Below are 17,440 nucleotides of genomic sequence, written 5' to 3' on the forward strand. Positions count from 1 at the left end.
ATCAGAACTTCCGTGCGCAGCAGAGAAGCGGCGCGTAGGCGACCACGAAACCGAGGAACGCAGACGTCCATGCGATGCCGGACACCATCAGAAGGGGAACGGAGTGGCTCGGCTCGATCGCGGCGCAGACACGTGCGACGGCGGCGATCACGATGGCGGCGTAGACGGCTTGAACGAGCCCTGAAGCCTTGAGCGCCTGTCCCGTATGTCCGAGCGATGCGCGCGTCATTACCGCGATCGTCATCGAGCCAATCGCGCCTCCGGTCCAGGCATGCAGGCCCGCACCGGGGGCGACGAAATCGACCGCGGAAAGTCCGCAGAGGAAGAAACCAACAGGCACGAAGGCGTAGGCAACATGCAGGATCAAGACGAGGCGATCGGAGAAGGTCCGGTCTCCGGCCCAACGCACCAGACGAGCAAAATGCAATAGACCGGCGGCTGCAAGAGCGCAGGCCGTTGACCGACCCGTCGGGAATATCACCCATGCAGCCATAGCGCAGACGCCGGCGACCATCGCGATCGCGTCGAACCGGTTGAAAGGAACTGGTAGTCGTCCGGGGGCGCGGCGCGCGAGCCAGTTGCGCGTGAAGCTCGGCACGATCCGGCCGCCAATGACGCAGACCAGCGTGACGACCAGGGCCACACCGGCGCGCGTCGAATACTCCGCAAGCCCGGTGATATGAGCTTCGATATGGAAGGCGATGTTCGCGCCGGCAAGCAAGGAGACGATCGCGACGACCTTCAGGTTGTTCCACTTGCGCCCGACGACGATTTCCCGCGCGGCCGCCGCCGCGAGTAGAACCAGAAAAGCGGCGTCGATCGTGAGCGCGGCTCGCCAGCCGATTATATCGGAGAACGACGTCGCGGCCCGTCCGGCTACCCAGGATCCAAACAGCAGCGCGAGCGGCACTCCCTGGATCGGCAGCCGTCCCGTCCAATTGGGGATCGCGGTCAAGAGAAAGCCCGCAACGACGGCGCCCACGTAGCCGAACAGCATCTCATGGACGTGCCAGTCCCGCGGCGCGAACGCCGTCGGCAGCGAAACATGGCCGGCAAAGATCGCAAGCCACAACGGAATCGCCGCGCCGGCATAGATGGCGGCGAACAGGAAGAACGGTCGGAAGCCATACGACAGGAGCGCCGGGCCTCTGTAGTTCCTCAACTTCTGCATCGTGGCCATGGTCGCCGCTCCCGATCGAATAGACGCCAGATTAGATGCGTGCCGTCGGCCTCTCTTTGTCGGGGCGCAAACTAGCTCCTCATTCGCCGATCCGTTTGATCCACGACAAAGATCGGATCGGCACTCGGGCTATTTTCGGACCGTCAAACGGAGGGCGAGATGCGGATTTTCGAGAGACTACGCGGCAAGGGCCGGAACGACAGCGGCATCGAGCGGCGGCTCGTCGAGACCGTCGTCACGGACCTCCTCCGCCACGTCGACGATGAAGCTCCCGTAACGATCTTGACTGGCGCCAAGCCGAACTGCTGCACCTGCTGCTCGGCGGAGGCGGAGAATCGATAGCTCAGCAAGGAGACAAAATTGTCCGCTTCGGATATCGCCAGGTATCACTTCGATGCCGCCCTCAAGCAAGCCGATGCCACGGGCGTCGACCGTGATGGTCTATGCCGCGCGTTACTCGGTTTGGTCGTGTCCCAGTATCTGGCCACCAGAGGCGTCGCCGATGTGCAGTCCGAACTGCACTTCGTCGCCGACAACTGCGATCCGGACACCGATTTCATGTTCATGCGGCCGTAGGCTCGATCGATGGCGCCTCGATCGATGGCGCACTTGCGCCAGATCAATGCGGCCTCCGTTTCTTCGAGACGAGCACTACTCGATGTGCGTCTCCCGCTCGCGCGCCGGATGGTTCGGATCGCGCTCGCCCCTGAAGATTGCGAACGTGAACTCGGCAACATACACAGCCGGAATCGAACACGCCTTCGCTTCCCGAGCCGGCGCCGTTCCGGCGTTTAGCACAATGCATGGACGGACGAGGCAGTCCTCGTCCATCCGGCGCACTGGGGCGTATGGCGGCGATAGCCGCAGCGGTCACTTGGCCGCGGTCTTGCTCGCTTCGAGCTTGTCGAACAGCGTCGCGAACACCTGCTTCGCCTTGCCGACCTGGGGCACAGCCCTGGCCTGATCGAGATTGGTGGGCGACCCGACGACGATCATCGCCACCATGCCCATTCCGTAGTGGGGCAGGCACTTCACCCCGTAGACGCCTTCCTGATCGAACTTCACGGCGATGTCCTCGCCGTTCTTGCCCTGGAACGCAGCCGCGCCCTCGGGCAGCATGCCCTTGATGGTCTCGGCATTGTGGCCTTTGTCAGTCGCAACGAACTTCACGGAGTCGCCCGGTGCAACCTTCACCAGCGCCGGCTCGAACACCATCATGGCGCCCTCGCTTCCCTTGTTGAGCAGTTTGACTTCGACCTCGGCTCCGCGTGCGGCGCCCGTGGCCAGAACGAGGGCCGCCGCGGCAGCCATCGTCGCGATCTTTCTCATCTTCGAGTTCCCATGAAACCTTCAGCCCGGGATAGCCGGGCGCCGCAGCAGGACATAGGCCGCTTCGAGGTCCCAGAGATTGCGCCAGCGCAAGTTTCTGGACGGTTTGCCGGGATAAGAAGCAGGCGAGCATGTCGAGGCTTGCTCCCAGGCGGGTAGTCTCCCGACCTTATCTGAGGGGGTTTCTTATGGCCGCAGTCGACCGGTCGCTGGTCGCTAATCTGCCCATGTTCGCGGGGTTGTCTCCCCCCGAGCAGGACGAATTGCTGCGCGAGGCACGTTCGGTCCGTTACATCAAAGGCAGCGCGGTCTTCGACCAAGGCACTCAAGCCGACCGCTTCTTTCTACTGCTGCACGGCCACCTTCGCGTCGAGAAGACGACACCGCAAGGCCAGCAGACCGTCGTACGCTACGTCTCCGCCGGCGAACTCTTCGGCGTGGCGCAGGCCATGAACATGACGCACTATCCGGCGACGTCTGTCGCCGCCGTCGACAGCATCGCGTTGGCGTGGCCGTCATCGTCGTGGCAGCGCCTGATCGTCAAGTATCCGACGCTTGCCGCGAGCGCGCTACAGACGGTCGGCAGCCGCCTTCAGGACACCCAGGCACGTGTGATCGAGATCTCGAATGAGCAGGTGGAGCAGCGGGTGGCGCATGCGCTGCTGCGCCTGGCCAAGCAGGCTGGAAAAAAGGTCGATGCCGGCGTCGAGATCGACTTTCCGATCAGCCGACAAGACATCGCCGAGATGACCGGAACGACGTTGCACACCGTCAGTCGGATCCTCAGCGCCTGGGAAAGCGAGGGGCTGGTCGAGGGCGGCAGGCAGCGCATCGTGCTACGCGACGCGCATCGGCTGCACGGTCTCGCCGAAGGCGACGAAGCCATCCAGGTACGCCGGCGCGGACCCTAGGCAGCCGCGTCCAGTATCCTTGGCAGAAAGACTTCGGCATCAACGGAGTGCTCGGCGCACGCCTCGGCGATCGAGTGAAATGATGCGATCGGACAGCCGACGCATCGCATCCTAAAATCCAGGAAAAACGCGGATCGTGAGCGGCCAACGGTGCACCACGTCGTCGACGGACATCTCGGTGCTTGGGATTGCATTGTTTGCCATGCCAGCCACCATAACCGGTCGCGCTCAAGCTCTGTTTGCTCCTGCGCAAATTCTCCGCCGAAGAACTGTTTCGCAGATCCATCGCGAACGTTGTTCCAGCACAAAGAGCTTCGCGTCCGCATGGTTCATCATCCACCCATCGAATTGCAGAGATCAACCGATGGAGAGCGATCATGCTCACGCGAAGGACTGCTTTGATGGGCGCCGCGATCGCGGCGTTGATGATGGCGGCACCGGCCGTCGCGGAGACTGCGGACGACCTGAAGCTTCCGCGCGAGAAGGTGACGCTGGTGGCGCCGCCCGCCGTGCATCCTCACGAACAGGCAACCAAGTCAGGCCCCAAGATCGTCGAGTTCAAGCTGACGATCCGCGAGAAGGAGGTCGTGATCGATTCTGCAGGGACCAAGTTCTGGGCGATGACCTACGACGGCTCGATGCCGGGCCCGATGATGGTGCTGCACGAAGGCGACTACATGGAGCTCACGCCGGTCAATCCCGAGACCAACTCCATGCCGCACAACATCGACCTGCATTCGGCGACGGGAGGCCTCGGCGGCGGCGCGTTGACGAAGGTTAATCCGGGCGAGCAAGTAAAGCTGCGCTGGAAGGCCACGCGTCCCGGCGTGTTCGTCTACCACTGCGCGCCCGAAGGCATGATCCCCTGGCACGTCGTGTCGGGCATGCACGGCACCGTCATGGTGCTGCCGCGCGACGGTCTGAAGGACGGCGCGGGCAGGTCGCTACACTACGACAAGATCTACTACATCGGCGAGAACGATCTCTACGTGCCGAAGGACGAGAACGGCAAATACAAGACCTATGAGACGCTCGGTGAATCCTATGCAGACACGACCGAGGTCATGCGCAAGCTAATTCCCACGCATGTCGTTTTCAACGGCAGCGTCGGCTCGCTTACCGGCAAGAACGCCATGACCGCGAAGGTCGGCGAGACCGTGCTGATCGTGCACTCGCAGGCCAATCGCGACACCCGTCCGCACCTGATCGGTGGCCACGGCGACTACGTCTGGGAGACCGGCAAATTCAACAATCCGCCGGAGAAGGACCTCGAGACCTGGTTCGTCCGGGGCGGTTCGGCCGGTGCCGCCCTCTACACTTTCCGCGAGCCCGGAATCTACGCCTATGTGAACCATAACCTGATCGAGGCGGTCGAACTGGGTGCCGCCGCACACTTCAAGGTCGAAGGAAAGTGGAACGATGACCTGATGAAGCAGGTCACCCCTCCCAGCCCCGTCCCCCCCGACAAGGTCGGCGCCGCCGATCCGGTGGCCGTCACCCGGTAGGTGGCGTCGAGCGCGGCCCGCGGTTCGCCGCGGGCCGTTCTTCTCAAGGAGACCCGTGATGCTGATGCTGATGAAGATCAAGATCGCGATGCTCGCCGGCGCGCTGGCCGCGCCCGTGCTCGCGACCGTTCTTGCGCCTCCGCCCCAGGTCGATCCGGAGGGGATCAGCCGCTTGGCGCCCGCCTCCTTCAGCTACCGCGCCGCCGGCGACTTCTCGCGAAGCGGCAAGCCAGTGGAAGGGCCGCTGCGCGGGCTCGGCTTGCCGGCGGACCTGCTCGTCATGAAGCGGCAGGTCACGGTCGCGGAATATGACCGATGCGTCGAAGAAGGCGCCTGTCCGCGCGTCGGATCTCAGTCCGGACGGCGAGACGTTCCGATCGTCGGCGTCAGCTGGCACGACGCTTCAACTTACGCAGCCTGGATCTCTCTGAAGACAGGTGTCACGCATCGGCTGCCAACCGATGAGGAATGGACGTTCGCCGCGGCCGAAAAGGCGCGCGACGAAGCCCTGCCGCTCGTCGATCCCGCCGACCCCGCCCAGGCATGGATCGCGCGCTACGAAACCGAATCGAACCGTTCGAGACCGGCCGAGACCGCTCCGCAGCCCGGCGGCACATTCGGGACCAATAGCAAGGGCCTCGACGACCTGGCCGGCAACATCTGGGAGTGGACGGATACTTGCTTCATCCGCGCCTCGTTGGATGGGAACCGCGAGCAGGTGACGAACACCAATTGCGGCGTACGCGTCGTCGAAGGGGCCCATCGCGCCTACATGACCGACTTCATCCGCGATCCGAAGTCGGGCGGTTGCGCGGCCGGGGTTCCGCCGACGAATCTGGGCTTCCGTCTAATCGTCGAGCGTCCCGGAGCTGCCGTCACCGACGCTTTCCGCAAAGCTGTGAAGCTGCTGCGGCGGGCATAGACAATTCGGACCCATCTTGAGCTGGCGCAAGGTCCCGCCGCGGCTCAGCCCCTAGAAGGGCTGTCGCAAGATCCTCCGAGCGCACGGCGCAAACCGATCGCGGCAAGGCATGAAACGTAGACAACGACGGATGGTGATGATCGGAAGTTCGCTCGCGGTGCTCGCCATCGCGACGGGACTTGTCCTCAACGCGCTCCGCGACTCCATCGTGTTCTTCACCACACCCACGATGGCAGCGGAGAGGCACATCGCAGCGGGCAAGCGCTTCCGCCTCGGCGGCCTGGTCCAGCCGGGCTCGCTGACGCGCGGAGACAGTCTGGCCGCCACATTCAGTATCGCTGATGGAGGAGGCAGCATCCCGGTGAGCTTCAGAGGCACCCTCCCCGATCTGTTCAGGGAAGGCCAAGGCGTCGTGGCCGAAGGCGTTCTGGACGGGGCCGGCGTGTTTCGCGCCGACATTGTTCTGGCGAAGCACGACGAAAACTACATGCCCAGGGAGGTGGCCGACGCTCTGAAGAAGCAGGGTCATTGGAAGAACGACACGCCTTGACGCGAGATACACAGCCTCGACCTGTCCGGCGTCCGTTCCAGCTGCTCCGAAGTTGACCTGACGCAACGTTCGGGAACGCCGCATCAGGCAATGTCCTCGCACAATGGAAAGGCAGACGATGCGCTCGGATCTCGCAAGACGGTACGGTCAGGATCGGCTCCCCCGCTACACCAGCTATCCAACGGCCCCGCATTTCAATCCGTCGATCGGCGAAGCCGAATATCGCGGATGGCTGAAGTCGATCTCCCCACGACGGCCGGCCTCTATCTACCTGCACGTGCCGTTCTGCCGATCCATGTGCTGGTACTGCGGCTGCCACACCTCGGTCACGAAGAAGGACGATCCGATCGCCATCTACGCCTCGGGCCTGCGCACCGAGGCGCATCTGGTTGCGGAGAGCATCGGCCATCGGCAGCCGATCTCGCACATACACTTCGGCGGTGGCACGCCGACGATCATGACGCCCGAGACCTTCGCCGATCTGGTCGGCGCGCTGCGCTATTCCTACTTCGTGGTGCCCGAAGCCGAGATCGCCGTCGAGATCGACCCGCGCACGTTGACCGAGCCGATGACTGAGGCTCTGGGCTTCAGCGGGGTCAACCGCGCCAGCCTGGGCGTGCAAAGCTTCGACCCTGCGGTCCAGCGCGCCATCAACCGCTTACAGAGCTTCGACCAGACTGCCCGGTGCGTCGAGGGCCTGCGAAGGAACGGCATCGGCAAACTCAACTTCGATCTGCTGTACGGGCTGCCGCTTCAGACAGTGAGTTCCTGCCTCGACACCGTCGCGAGGTGCATCGAGCTCCGGCCGGATCGGTTCTCCGTGTTCGGCTACGCGCACGTCCCCTCGTTCAAGAAACACCAGCGCAAGATCGACGAAAGCGCATTGCCTGACAGCACCGAACGACATCTGCAGTCCGAAGCGATCGCCGAGGCGCTCGTCGATGCTGGCTACGTACGCATCGGCTTCGATCACTTCGCGCTCCCCTCGGACGAGCTCACTGTTGCGAAGCGGGAGGGCCGATTGCGGCGGAACTTCCAGGGCTACACCAACGATGCCGCCGAAACGCTTGTCGGCCTGGGCGCAAGCGCCATCGGTCGGATGCCGCAGGGCTTCGTTCAGAACGCGGTCGCGACACGCGACTACCTGGCGCGCATCGCCGAGGAGCGGCTCGCGACCGTCAAGGGCTACGCGTTCACCGGGGACGACCGCTTCCGCGGCGACATCATCGAGCGGGTCATGTGCGACATGGCCGTCGATCTCTCGGAGATCGCCAGGTCGCACGGCCGCGATCCGGATGCGGCCATCGTGGATCGCTCGCGACTCGAAAGCCTCGTCGCGGACGGAGCGGTGACCATGAGTGACGATCTGATCTCGGTAAGCACTGGCGCTGAATTTCTGGTCCGGAGCTTGGCTTCCGCATTCGACGCTCATCTCGCCCGGTCCACGGCGATCCACAGCCGCGCCGTCTGAGAAGCGCAATCTGCAAGGACGCTGCCGTTTCTGCTGATCGAACCGGCTAACGACGTTCGTCCGGACCCTGATCCGTTCTGGCGGTCCTTTCCTCAAGACAGTTGGCCATGATCCGCCAGCGCATCCGGGCCTCCGATCCTCAACAACGCCCTCAACAGACGCAGAACCTGCATATCTTCGCAAATGCTCATAGTCTGGCCTGTCGCCCGTATTACCACGGCCATCACTTCTTGCGCCACGTCAACCATAGCAAAGCGGTGACGGGTTCTCATGACCGAAACACGAGGACCAAGGTTGCTCTCCAGTTCCGCGATTCGCCTTCGGGCCAGGCGTCGCCGACAACGGCTTGCCTGGAAGACTTCGTTCGTTGCGGCCGATTTCGCAATGCCGATGCGTCCATCGGTCGATGATCGCGCCGACCCGCTCGAATGCGCGACGAAAACACCCCGAATTGGGAGCGCGCTCCGGGTGAACAAGGATCGTAGGTTTAGTTTGCGCTGGCTCAAATACGATCGAGCCGCAGCGTGCTTCAATTGCACCGTTCAAGACGAGCGACCCATTCCTCCCTTTGGCGTTGTCTCGATACTCAGAGCCCGGCCGAGTTGCCGGGCTTCCTTTTTCCCGCCGCTTACTGTGTCAGTTGGCGATAGATCGCAGGCAGCGCCGCCGGCAGCCGCCTGATGTTGCCGACGATGGCGTAGCCGCCGCGCCCGAACAGCGTCGGAAAGTAGCTCTGCGCGGCGGCATCGATGGTGACGCCGAACACGGCCGTTCCCAGCCGCCGGGCTTCCTGGATCGCCTTACGGGTGTCTTCGACGGCGAACCGACCTTCGTAATGATCCACATCGTTGGGCTTGCCATCGGTGAGTACGATCAGCAGCTTCTTGCGATGCGGCTGGGCGGCGAGCTCCAAGGCGGCATGTCGGACCGCAGCACCGATGCGAGTGTAGTATCCCGGCTTGAGTGCCCCGATTCGCTTCTCGACCTGCGTTGTCATCGGTTCGCCGAAGGCCTTGACGGTCTCGAGCCGGACCCACGAACGACGGCGTGAGGTGAACGTCAGAATGCTGTGGTAGTCGCCGCACGCCGCGAGGCCGTTAGCCAGCACCAGTAGTGCCTCTTTCTCGACGTCCAGTACGCGATGTCCGTCCACCCAGGCGTCGGTCGAGAGCGATACGTCGACCAGCAGCGTGGCGGCCAGGTCATGACCCTGCGGGCGCATCGCCAGATGGACGCGCTCCAGCGAGCCGCTGCCCGCGCGGAGGTCGCATCGCGCGCGGACCAGCGCGTCGAGATCGAGGTCGTGCCCATCGGGCTGCGCTCTCACCAGTTCATGACGGGGCCGCAGCGTTTCGAACTGACGGCGCACCTGCCGGATCCGCCGCAAGATGGCGTCGTCCGGCTGCCAGTCTTCTCCGTTCTCGCTCGCCTCCGAGGTCAGAACGCGGCAGTAATCCGGCATGTAGCTGCCGGTGCGATAATTCCATTCCGGATAGAGCCGCCCCGCCTCGAGCCGCGCGGCATCGACGGCTTCCGGCGGCAGGTCGAGGTCGAACCTCAGCTTGCTTGCGGGCTTGCCCTTGCGTCGCGAGATCGCGAGTTCGTCGAGGTCGTCGGCTGCCTTGCGGGCGTCATCCTCATCGCCGTCGTCGGAAGGGCGGTCGACGTTGACCATCTCCGCCATCGCCAGGATCTTCTCGAAGCGGTTAAGGATGAAGGGATCGCGTTGAGCTCTGCTGTCCTCCTGCTCCCGGACCGCGAAACGTTTGCGGGTGTCGGGACCGGCTTCCTCTGCCGCGCCGGACGGCTGCTCGTCATCGTCTGCTTGGGGCGCGACCGCTTCCCGGATCCAGCAATCGCCCCACAGCGGGCAAGGCAGCATCGGGCGATATCCGGACGGTGCCTTCTCAGGCGGCTCGCCGGCGCCGACGACAGCGGTCCAGAGCTCACCCTTCGGAGTCTCGCCGGCGCCGAGCAGCGCCATAACGACGGCCTCCACATCCCGCTCAACACGCGGCAATGGGCGCTGCGGACGGGCGATCACCATCGCGCCGGCGAGCCGTCGGTAGGTCTCGGCGAGTCCTGGGAACCGGGCAGTGACAAGGGCGGACGTCTCGCATACCCGACGCAGCGTCAAGAGATCCCGCTGCAACGGATCGACCGCTTCGATCGGGGCGACCGGCTGAACGGCGAACCAAGCCGCCAGCCAGCGGTACAGCTTGGCGTTAAGCTCGCGATCGGCGAAAACGGCGATGCTCTCGGGCAGGAATATGGTGGCGCCGTCGCGGCCGGGATGATCGAGGGTTTCGTCGCCGAGCCCGATACGCTGCCGCCATCCGAGCCGATGACCCGACTTGCGCGCCTTACAACCAGCGATCTGTACGCCCTTCTCGCCGCCGAGGGCGCGGAACATCACCGCGATCTGGCTTCGAACGTCGGCGAGCGCCACCGCATGCTCGGGATGAACCGGATAGGATGCGGTCGAGCCGACCAGCCGGTGCCAGGCTCGCCCGACGGTCTCCTCGAGTTCGAGGAAGTCGAGCATGCGATCACCCGATCACGGCACGTGCGACTTCAACCAGCGCCGCCTTGACGTCGGCATCGTCCGTCAGAGGCTCGATCATGCCGGCGCGAACGGCGTCGCCCACCGAAACACCGGCGGCGATGAGCGTGGCGCAGTAGACGATGACGCGGGTCGAGACACCTTCCTCCAGGTCGTGGCCCTTCAACGCGCGCAGTCGCCCTGCAAGCTGCACCAGCGGGCGCACGCGATCCGGCGGAAGCTCGCTCTCGGCGGAGACCACCGCGATCTCCTGCTCCGCGGGCAAGAAGTCGAATTCGAGGGCGATGAAACGCTGCCGGGTCGAGGGTTTGAGCGCCTTCAGGAGGCTCTGATAACCGGGGTTGTACGATACGATCAGCATGAAACCTGGAGGCGCGCGGAGTTCCTCCCCGGTGCGCTCCAAAGGCAGGATGCGTCGGTCGTCGGTCAGGGGATGCAGCACGACGGTGACGTCCTTGCGCGCTTCCACCACCTCGTCGAGATAGCAGATGCCGCCCTCGCGGACGGCGCGGGTCAGAGGCCCGTCCGTCCAGACCGTGTCACCTCCCTTGAGCAGGTAGCGCCCGGTAAGATCCGCCGCAGTGAGATCGTCATGGCACGCGACGGTGTGCAGCGGCAGGTCAAGGCGGGCCGCCATATGGGCGACGAACCGCGTCTTGCCGCAGCCGGTCGGACCCTTGAGCAGAACGGGCAGCCGACGACGCCAAGCGTGCTCGAACAGAGCGCATTCGTTGCCGCTCGGCGTATAAGCTGGAATAGCTGGCGAGGAGCGGGCGATCGCGTGAACCGATGATTTCATGATGGCTCTCCGAGGGGATTCGATGGAAGGGGCGGCAGCACGTGCGGCCGCCCCTGTTCGCGCTATTCGGCCGGCTGAAGCGCGGACGAGATCGCTGGTTGCCTCGCGCGGCCGGGCACGAGCACCGCCCACACGAACATCGCGGCGGAGATGACCACGAATACGCCGGAACCGAGGCGCACCCAGTAGAACATCGCAAGCTGGTCCTGCACTTCCATGTAACTCTGGCCGAGCACCCTCTGCAGATGGACCTGGATGATCCCTGCGAAGGTCAGCGCGAACGTCATCACCATCATGGCCGTGGTCATGATCCAGAAACTGGCCATGCTGAGCCACTGGTTGTACGGAGCGCGCTCCTTCAATTGCGGGATCGCGTAGGCCATCACCGCCAGATTCAGCATGACGTAGGCGCCGAAGAAAGCGAGATGCCCGTGCGCCGCGGTCACTTGGGTGCCGTGGGTGTAGTAGTTCACCGACGACAGCGTGTGCAGGAAGCCCCAGACGCCGGCACCGAGGAACGCCATCACCGAGCAACCGACCGACCACAGCAGTGCCGCGCGGTTCGGGTGTTTCCGGCCGGCCTTCCAGGTCATCTGCACCGTGAAGATCACCATCGTGAAGAACGGCGCAACCTCGAGCGTGGAGAACAGCGAGCCGATCCACTGCCAGTAGCCGGGAGCGCCGATCCAGTAGAAGTGATGTCCGGTGCCGAGGATGCCGGAGAACAGCGCGAGACCGATGATGACATACAGCCACTTCTCGACGACCTCGCGATCGATGCCGTTGAGCTTGATCATCAGGAAGGCCAGCACGGACGCCATGATCAGTTCCCAGACGCCTTCGACCCAGAGATGGACGACGTACCACCAATACATCTTGTCGACCGCGAGGTTGGCCGGGTTGTAGAAGGCGAACAGAAAGAAGATTGCAACGCCCCACAGGCCGAACAGCAAAATATTAGTGACCGTCGTCTTTCGTCCCTTGAGCGCCGTCATCGTGACGTTGAACAGGAACATCAGGCAGACAACGACGATCCCGACCTTGATCGGGAACGGCTGCTCGAGGAATTCGCGGCCCTCATGATAGTGGAAGAGATAGCCCACGACCGCGACGCCCGCGGCGCCGAAGAACATCCAGAACTGGATCTTGGCGAGAAGTGGGCTGAACAGTTCGTTTTCCGTTTCCTCCGGAAGGAGATAGTAGGTCGCTCCCATGAAGCCGATCAGCGACCACACGATCAGTGCATTGGTGTGGATCATCCTGACGATGTTGAAGGGAAGCAGGACGGACAAGGTGTTCGGAAGAACGTAGATGGTCCCGGCAACCAGGCCGAACGCGACCTGTGCCAAGAACAGTGTCAGCGCGCCGTAGAAGTACAGCATCGCGACCTTCTGGGTCTGGTATTTCATGAAGGTTTCCTCTTTGAAAGCTGTCGGAATGCTGTGATCAGCCCGCCTTGTTCGGCGGCCAGTTCTGACGCTTGATGCTGTCGGTCCACTGCAGGAAATCGGCGAGGTCGTTGAGTTCCTGGTCCGTCAGGTTGAACTGCGGCATCTGCCGACGGCCGGGCGCGCCGCTCGGCTGTGCCTGCATCCAGGCCTTCACCATCTCCTTGGCGGAAGCGGGATCTTCCCTGCCGCCCCAGCGGTCCCAGACGTTGCCGACCTCGGGGGCGAAATAAGCGCCCTCGCCCAGCAGCGTATGACAATTGATGCAGGAATTCTTTTCCCAGACGTGTTTGCCGCGTGCGACGGAATCCGTCAGCGTTACGGTGTCGGTCGATTTAGTCACCATGTAGTAGTGACTGTGGGCGGTGAGCGCGACAAAGATCGCGAAGAAGAACGCGGAGCCGCCGTAGAAGACGTTCCGCGCAGCCGTTTTCGTGAGGCGTTCAGCCATCACCTGTCCTTTCGGTGCGGTTGCGGTTATTGCGAGCGTCGCGATAACCTACGCAGTCCGACGGACGGTTCTTTGTGCCGCAGCAAACAGGGGAGCGGTCGTCAGCTAGACGAACAGCCTGACTACGGAAGCGGCCCAGGCGAACGAGGCGATGCCGACGACCCAGACGGTCACCAGGCTCCGCCAGACCGGCGACACCGCCCGCAGTCCGAGGAAATCCAAGAGGATTCGGCGGCCCTTCAGCGCCGCGAGCCCCAGCACGACCCCGGTCGCTGATGGCCCCGCCATCAGATGCCATGAGGTAAGCAGCGTCGCGACCGCCAGGCCGATCAGGACGAACAACGTCGTGTCGAGAGGATGTCGGGACATGTCAGCGCACCAGGTAGACGATCGGAAAGATCAGGACCCATACGAGGTCGACCATGTGCCAGAACGAAGTCCCGGTCTCGACCGCATGAGGGTCTGCGCCCCGCAGAACTACGGCCAAGATTGTCATCCCGAGCACGACATGCAGCAGGTGGAATCCAGTCAGGAGGAAGTACAGCGTGAAGAACGTGCTGGTCTCCAGCCCGGCACCGGAAGCGACCTCGCCGCAATACTCGGATAGCTTGATGGCGACAAACGCCGCGCCTAGAGCGATCCCCAGCGACAGCCAGCGCCGGCAGTCGGCCCCCCTCCCTTCGCGCGCGGCCAAGACGCCGCGTGCGGCCGCCCAGCCGCTCGTCACCAACACCAGCGTGTTCAAGCCGGCGAGGCCCGGATCGAGCAGCTTCTGCCCGTCAGCAAAGCCCGAGGGGTCCACCGCTCGCGCGACCGAAAAGGCTCCGAGGAGGAGACCGAAGACCGCGAGTTCGCTGAAAATCAGCACCCACATCATCGGGTCGCCCGGCAACTCGGCGAAGACTTCCCATCCGCCTTCCCGCGGTTCGAAATCCCGCGCCGACATCGACATCCTTCAACAGTTTGCGTTCATCAACCCGTAACCGGGATCCAGCGTCCGATCTTTGTCCCCCGACAAAGACGGACGCTGGCCGCCGGACTAGGTTCGGACCGTCACCTATCGTCTGCGGGATCTGGAGTTTCATGAGCGAAGCGCAGCTAGGCCTTCTCACGGCAACGCCCGTTATCATCGCTTTCGCCGGCATGCTGCGGGCAATGGGCGTGCTTTCGACCGTCGCGACGGTCTCGGCGATCCTTCTGTCGGCCGGGATCGCCACCGTTCTGTTCACGACCCAGTGACTCGAACGGGGCCTCCGCCATGAACGCTCGCAGCTTCGACGTCGACGACATCCTATCCAATACGTGAGACCGCAAGCTCGCGCAGGCCCTCCACCCATCTTTCGATCTCGCCGATGTCGGCAGACAGCTCCGTTCCGAAATCACCGGCAAAACCGCGCCACGCGGGCAAATTGTTCTGGGGAACGCCGATCACGACGGTGATATTGTACTCCATCGCCTTGGCAATGAGGTCGAGCAGTCCGCCACCACCGCATTCGGCCTTGCCGAATTTGTTGAGCACCAGCACATCCGGTGCATCGGCCAGGCCACTTTCGATCCGCGCAGCGACCTCTGCAAGCGCCGACTCGTCGAGCCGGCAGCCCGACGCGCCGGCACCGCGATCCTCATAGATCGACGTGCGATGACCGGTGCTTAAATCCTCCAGGAGGACATCGCATCGTCGCTCCGACGCCGCGTCAACCAAGTGCTGCAAGACGCCGGCAAGCGACAATCTGTTGCGACGACACGCTGCGACCAGCGCCTCAAAGGCCGTCGCAGGGTATATGTTCTGCGGATAAACGATCGCCGCCAGCGATGGCGTGCGCGGCGGGACGACTTCAGGCGTCCGGGCGGAAAGCGCGACAGACATCTTGATTCACCTCAATGGGACGTGCGCCTATTAGATCAAGGCAATAGGGAATGGCCGGGAAGACGGCGCCGAGACAGATGTCGATCGACGATGGCCGCCCGGGCAGATTGACAATCAGACACTGGCCTCGTGTCCCAGCGGTCTGCCGCGAGAGGATCGCGGTCGGAACCTGCTCCAGGCTGACCCGGCGCATCAGTTCGCCGAAGCCGGCAAGCTCGCGCGTGATCACGCTGCGTGTGGCCTCCGGTGTCAAATCGCGCGGCGCCGGCCCTGTCCCGCCGGTCGTCAATATCAGGTCGCAGGTCTCCCGATCCGACATTTCGATGAGTGCGCCGGCAACGCTTTCAACACCATCCGGGATGATCTTGACGATCGTGATCCAGTTGGATCGGATGGTTTTGGCCAGGAAGCTGTTGATTGCCTCCTCACCCTGGTCCTTGTACTCGCCCCGGCTGGCGCGGTCGGACACCACGAGAATGCCAATCCGCGCAAGGCTGCGGGAGAAGCCCGTGCCACCGATTTCACGTTGGTCGATCATGTGCATCCCCCGCTGCCTCCACATGAGCATCCCACGTGCGGTTCGACGCTCTGGGCTTCGTCCCGCTTCAGCGACCAGTGCAGCATGTGCGTCAGGCAGCGGAAGCCCGGATCATCGGCGCGTTCGACCGTATTCATCAACGCAAGCCAGTCCTCGCTCGATGCTAGGTTGGCAAAACGCCGCACCGCGCCTGCGGCGTATTCTCCGACCGTCTCGTCAAAGCGATCAGCCGTGGAACCGATGCGCGCCACCAGAGTGAGATCACCACAGCTGAGCAGCGCATCGGCCGCGGCAGCCTCTTCGCTGAAATTCCTGATGATTTGCCCGAGCTGCATGGTGTTTCTCTATTGCAGAAGCGGCGAGCTGGCGCCCGCGATTGCAATTCCGGTGATCTCTGCACGGCCGGCCAGCACGGCGACATATTGGGCGAGTGAACGGTGCTGCACACTTGTTGCGAGGTAGTCGGCGATGCGGTCGCGAGCGAGCTCAAACGGCAGGATCTGCCCCGGCGCGTGCCGATCGAGCCGAACGATGTGGAAGCCATAGCGGGTTTCGACGATGGCGAGCTCGCCCTCGTGCATGCGAGCCAGCGCCACCTCGAATTCCTCGATCGTCTGGCCACGCGTCACCTGGCCGAGGCGGCCTCCGTTCTCGGCGGAGGTCCGGCAATCGGAACGGCTGCGCGCCAATTGATCAAACAGGGCGGGGTCTTCTCGCACGGACAACAGCATCTTCTCCGCAGTCTCGCGGGCGCTACTTCGGGCAGCAGCATCATTCGGCGGAGCCGCGATCAGGATATGAGCAGCCTCGTAGAGATCACCGGTCCTGAAACGACGCTGGTTCTGTTCATAGAAGCGCAGGCATGAGGCATCGTCCGGCTCGGGCGTGACGACCTCCCGTTCAATCAGTGCGCGCATTGCCGCCTCTTCGGGGGTTTCGCTCCGACCTTCGGCGTCCCGCAGCGGCTCCGCGGAAACTTCGAGGCGCCGTGACTCCTGCAGCAACAATTCCCGCACGACCAAAGCCCGTGCTGCTGCCTGCCAGGCCAGGATCGGCTTTTCCGCCGGATGGTTCTGCACCTCGCGCGCGATTGCCTCGCGCGGAATGACGGTGCCATTGACGCTGACGGTCTTCGGCTTGGGGAGGCTGTCGGCGAGCGAGCAATCCATGGCTCTACTCCGCAGGTTGCAGAGGACGGTCGGCGGCGTGCGAGGCGGCGTCGCGGCGGCGCACGACCTGATAGCCGCGGCGGCCAAGATACCAGACCGGCGCGCTCCAGATATGGACCAATCGCGTAAAGGGAAAGATGAGGAAGATCGTCATGCCCAATACGAGGTGCGCCTTGAAGATCGGGTGCACGTCCAGAATGTTGGCGGCGATGCCCGGCTGCAGCGTCAGGATGCCCTGAGCCCATCCCATGAACTTCACCATCTCATGCCCATCGAGATGCCCGAGCGATACGGGAATGGTCGCAAGGCCGAGAAGCAGCTGGGCGAACAGGATCAGGAGGATTGCGGTGTCGCCGAAGGAGGAGTTGGCGCGAATGCGCGGATCGAACAGCCTCCGGTGCGTCAACAGCGAAATCCCGACCAGACACATCAATGCGGCGCTGCCGCCCGCGACGATCGCCAGCATCTGCTTGAAGCCATGCGAGACGCCGAGCATGTCGAATACCCAGATCGGGGTCAGCAGTCCCACGAGATGGCCGAAGAAGATGAAGAGAATTCCGACGTGGAATAGGTTCGAGCCCCAGACGAGCTGCCGTCGCCGCAGCAACTGGCTGGATCCACTGCGCCAGGTATATTGCTCGCGGTCGAAGCGGACTAGGCTGCCGAACAGAAAGACGGTGAGGCAGAGGTACGGATACCAGCCGAAGACGATGGCATTGAGCGTCTGCATGATCTGG

The 17,440-nt window shown here is 63.5% G+C and carries 21 protein-coding genes and 1 pseudogene; 8 read left to right on the top strand and 14 right to left on the bottom strand.

Annotated features, from left to right (window positions below):
- Position 1: 1 nt before the first annotated feature.
- Positions 2–1,180: an NnrS family protein gene (locus tag JQ573_RS13850; RefSeq protein ID WP_212310399.1), complete on the bottom strand. Its 1,179-nt coding sequence runs from the start codon at positions 1,178–1,180 to the stop codon at positions 2–4.
- A gap of 159 nt (positions 1,181–1,339) precedes the next feature.
- On the opposite strand from JQ573_RS13850, the gene JQ573_RS13855 reads away from it, so the two are divergent.
- Complete coding sequence (locus JQ573_RS13855) at positions 1,340–1,522, top strand: hypothetical protein (protein ID WP_212310400.1); 183 nt, start codon at positions 1,340–1,342, stop codon at positions 1,520–1,522.
- 18 nt (positions 1,523–1,540) lie between these two features.
- Positions 1,541–1,756, top strand: coding sequence for a hypothetical protein (locus tag JQ573_RS13860; protein ID WP_212310401.1), 216 nt, complete (start codon positions 1,541–1,543; stop codon positions 1,754–1,756).
- A 294-nt stretch (positions 1,757–2,050) separates the two neighbouring features.
- Here JQ573_RS13860 and JQ573_RS13865 read toward each other — a convergent pair whose 3' ends face one another.
- The gene (locus JQ573_RS13865) at positions 2,051–2,509 is read right to left on the bottom strand and encodes a pseudoazurin (protein WP_212310402.1); all 459 of its coding nucleotides are present in this window, start codon (positions 2,507–2,509) and stop codon (positions 2,051–2,053) included.
- A gap of 188 nt (positions 2,510–2,697) precedes the next feature.
- Between JQ573_RS13865 and JQ573_RS13870 the strand changes: the two genes are divergently transcribed.
- Complete coding sequence (locus JQ573_RS13870; protein WP_212310403.1) at positions 2,698–3,420, top strand: Crp/Fnr family transcriptional regulator; 723 nt, start codon at positions 2,698–2,700, stop codon at positions 3,418–3,420.
- Here JQ573_RS13870 and JQ573_RS13875 read toward each other — a convergent pair.
- Positions 3,417–3,594, bottom strand: a pseudogene (locus tag JQ573_RS13875) (DUF1858 domain-containing protein). The gene JQ573_RS13870 and the pseudogene JQ573_RS13875 overlap by 4 nt on opposite strands.
- Positions 3,595–3,797: 203 nt before the next feature.
- Between JQ573_RS13875 and nirK the strand changes: the two are divergent.
- The 4 genes from nirK (at position 3,798) to hemN (ending at position 7,868) form a co-directional block, all read left to right on the top strand.
- Entirely contained in the window at positions 3,798–4,925 is a 1,128-nt protein-coding gene (gene nirK, locus JQ573_RS13880; RefSeq protein ID WP_212310404.1) for a copper-containing nitrite reductase, read from the top strand.
- Positions 4,926–4,983: 58 nt separating this feature from the next.
- Entirely contained in the window at positions 4,984–5,847 is an 864-nt protein-coding gene (locus tag JQ573_RS13885) for an SUMF1/EgtB/PvdO family nonheme iron enzyme (RefSeq protein WP_212310405.1), read from the top strand.
- Between the two features lie 109 nt (positions 5,848–5,956).
- Positions 5,957–6,397 carry a cytochrome c maturation protein CcmE gene (ccmE, locus tag JQ573_RS13890; protein ID WP_212310406.1) on the top strand — a complete coding sequence of 147 codons (441 nt, stop codon included), beginning with the start codon at positions 5,957–5,959 and terminating at the stop codon, positions 6,395–6,397.
- Between the two features lie 118 nt (positions 6,398–6,515).
- Positions 6,516–7,868 carry an oxygen-independent coproporphyrinogen III oxidase gene (hemN, locus tag JQ573_RS13895; RefSeq protein ID WP_212310407.1) on the top strand — a complete coding sequence of 451 codons (1,353 nt, stop codon included), beginning with the start codon at positions 6,516–6,518 and terminating at the stop codon, positions 7,866–7,868.
- A gap of 628 nt (positions 7,869–8,496) precedes the next feature.
- Here the strand turns inward: hemN and JQ573_RS13900 are convergent.
- The 6 genes from JQ573_RS13900 to JQ573_RS13925 all read right to left on the bottom strand — a co-directional run bounded on the left by JQ573_RS13900 (position 8,497) and on the right by JQ573_RS13925 (position 14,075).
- Positions 8,497–10,413 carry a nitric oxide reductase activation protein NorD gene (locus JQ573_RS13900; RefSeq protein ID WP_212310408.1) on the bottom strand — a complete coding sequence of 639 codons (1,917 nt, stop codon included), beginning with the start codon at positions 10,411–10,413 and terminating at the stop codon, positions 8,497–8,499.
- 4 nt (positions 10,414–10,417) lie between these two features.
- Positions 10,418–11,230 (bottom strand): CbbQ/NirQ/NorQ/GpvN family protein, encoded by an 813-nt coding sequence (locus JQ573_RS13905; RefSeq protein WP_212310409.1) that lies wholly within the window; start codon positions 11,228–11,230, stop codon positions 10,418–10,420.
- A gap of 62 nt (positions 11,231–11,292) precedes the next feature.
- A complete protein-coding gene (locus tag JQ573_RS13910) occupies positions 11,293–12,639 on the bottom strand; it encodes a cbb3-type cytochrome c oxidase subunit I (protein ID WP_212310410.1) in 1,347 nt (448 codons plus the stop codon).
- Positions 12,640–12,676: 37 nt separating this feature from the next.
- The gene (locus JQ573_RS13915; RefSeq protein WP_212310411.1) at positions 12,677–13,129 is read right to left on the bottom strand and encodes a cytochrome c; all 453 of its coding nucleotides are present in this window, start codon (positions 13,127–13,129) and stop codon (positions 12,677–12,679) included.
- 105 nt (positions 13,130–13,234) lie between these two features.
- Complete coding sequence (locus JQ573_RS13920; RefSeq protein WP_212310412.1) at positions 13,235–13,498, bottom strand: hypothetical protein; 264 nt, start codon at positions 13,496–13,498, stop codon at positions 13,235–13,237.
- A 1-nt stretch (position 13,499) separates the two neighbouring features.
- Positions 13,500–14,075: a cytochrome c oxidase subunit 3 family protein gene (locus tag JQ573_RS13925; RefSeq protein WP_212310413.1), complete on the bottom strand. Its 576-nt coding sequence runs from the start codon at positions 14,073–14,075 to the stop codon at positions 13,500–13,502.
- A 137-nt stretch (positions 14,076–14,212) separates the two neighbouring features.
- Between JQ573_RS13925 and JQ573_RS13930 the strand changes: the two genes are divergently transcribed.
- Positions 14,213–14,368, top strand: a complete 156-nt coding sequence (locus tag JQ573_RS13930) for a hypothetical protein (RefSeq protein ID WP_212310414.1) — start codon at positions 14,213–14,215, stop codon at positions 14,366–14,368.
- 52 nt (positions 14,369–14,420) lie between these two features.
- Here JQ573_RS13930 and JQ573_RS13935 read toward each other — a convergent pair whose 3' ends face one another.
- Genes JQ573_RS13935 through narI form a run of 5 tightly spaced genes read right to left on the bottom strand, consistent with a single transcriptional unit; the run spans position 14,421 to position 17,433 of the window.
- On the bottom strand, positions 14,421–14,996 hold the full coding sequence (locus tag JQ573_RS13935; RefSeq protein ID WP_212310415.1) for a DUF2478 domain-containing protein: 576 nt from the start codon (positions 14,994–14,996) through the stop codon (positions 14,421–14,423).
- Positions 14,965–15,534: a molybdopterin adenylyltransferase gene (gene mog / locus JQ573_RS13940; RefSeq protein WP_212310416.1), complete on the bottom strand. Its 570-nt coding sequence runs from the start codon at positions 15,532–15,534 to the stop codon at positions 14,965–14,967. Before mog ends, JQ573_RS13935 begins: the two co-directional genes overlap by 32 nt.
- Positions 15,531–15,869, bottom strand: coding sequence for a hypothetical protein (locus JQ573_RS13945; protein ID WP_212310417.1), 339 nt, complete (start codon positions 15,867–15,869; stop codon positions 15,531–15,533). Before JQ573_RS13945 ends, mog begins: the two co-directional genes overlap by 4 nt.
- 9 nt (positions 15,870–15,878) lie before the next feature.
- Complete coding sequence (locus tag JQ573_RS13950; RefSeq protein ID WP_212310418.1) at positions 15,879–16,703, bottom strand: peptidylprolyl isomerase; 825 nt, start codon at positions 16,701–16,703, stop codon at positions 15,879–15,881.
- Between the two features lie 4 nt (positions 16,704–16,707).
- Entirely contained in the window at positions 16,708–17,433 is a 726-nt protein-coding gene (narI, locus tag JQ573_RS13955) for a respiratory nitrate reductase subunit gamma (protein ID WP_249131676.1), read from the bottom strand.
- Between the last annotated feature and the right edge of the window lie 7 nt (positions 17,434–17,440).

It is taken from the genome of Bradyrhizobium sp. AUGA SZCCT0105, assembly GCF_018129565.1.
In the GTDB taxonomy this organism is placed as follows: Bacteria; Pseudomonadota; Alphaproteobacteria; order Rhizobiales; family Xanthobacteraceae; genus Bradyrhizobium.